The 1,131-nt window shown below is 70.6% G+C and carries 1 protein-coding gene; it reads left to right on the top strand.

The window, feature by feature from the left end:
* Positions 1–163: 163 nt before the first annotated feature.
* On the top strand, positions 164–1,131 hold a 968-nt coding region (locus TN53_RS40765; RefSeq protein WP_046263929.1), incomplete at its 3' end, for a glycoside hydrolase family 15 protein.

Here is a 1,131-nt window from a genome sequence, read left to right as displayed (position 1 = left end):
CGCAGGGCCGCTGCACCGCGGGCGCGAGCCGTGGCCGGAGGGCGGCAGCCCTCGGGCGGACTCACCCGCAGCGGGGGAGGCTGACACGGTCCGGCGTGGTCATGGTGGGCATACACGGGCGCTCCATGGCGACCGGGACGTGGCGCAGGAAGGAGCACCGATCATGCGACGCTATCCTCCGATCGCCGATCACGGGATGGTCGGCGACTTGCAGACCGCCGCACTGGTCTCCTCCGCCGGCACGATCGACTGGCTGTGCGCGCCCAGGTTCGACTCGCCTAGCGTGTTTGCCTCGCTGCTCGACCACGACCGCGGCGGCCACTTCGGCATCTGGGCTGACACTCCACGGCCTCCGATCCAGCTGTACCTGCAGGACACCGCTGTGCTGATGACCCGCTTCCTCGCGGAGGACGGCGTGGGTGAGGTGGTCGATTTCATGCCGGTGGAGAACCCGGAGCGATCGGCGGGGCGGCATCGGCTGGTCCGCATCCTGCGGGCGACGCGCGGCCGGGTCCGCTTCATCCTTCAGTGCCGCCCTCGCTTCGACTACGGCCGTGCCGGCCACCGGCTCGACCTCGCCGAGGACGCCGTCCGTTTCGACGGGCCCGCCGTCCGGGCCACGCTGCAGACGGTCGGCCCGGTGATATGGAACGGGGAGGGCGACGACGCCCGAGGGGAAGTGTTCCTGGAGCCGGACGACTTCGCTGCCGTCGTCCTGACGATCGGGGACTCGGATGATGCCCCGCAACCACCGCTGAGCCGGGCGGACGTGACGATGCTGTTCGAGCAGACCCGGGACTTCTGGCACGCCTGGGTCCGCCGCAGCCGGTACCGGGGACGCTGGCAGGACATGGTGAACCGAGCGGCCATCACTCTCAAGCTGCTCACTTACGCGCCCACCGGAGCGCCCGTCGCGGCCCCCACGATGGGGCTGCCGGAGCAGATCGGCGGCGGACGCAACTGGGACTACCGTTACACGTGGGTCCGGGACGGCTCGATGTCGGTCGGTGCGCTGCTGGGGCTCGGCTATCTCGAGGAGGTGCCCGCGTTCCGCAGGTGGCTGGGTGACCGGCTCAGGGCGAACCGCACGGTCAGCGGTGAACCCCTGCAGATCATGTACCGGATCGACGG

Source organism: Streptomyces sp. WM6386 (genome assembly GCF_000972385.1).
Lineage (GTDB): Bacteria > Actinomycetota > Actinomycetes > Streptomycetales > Streptomycetaceae > Streptomyces.
The sequence above is the reverse complement of the archived record's forward strand: the minus strand, read 5'-3'. Positions and strand labels throughout refer to the sequence as shown.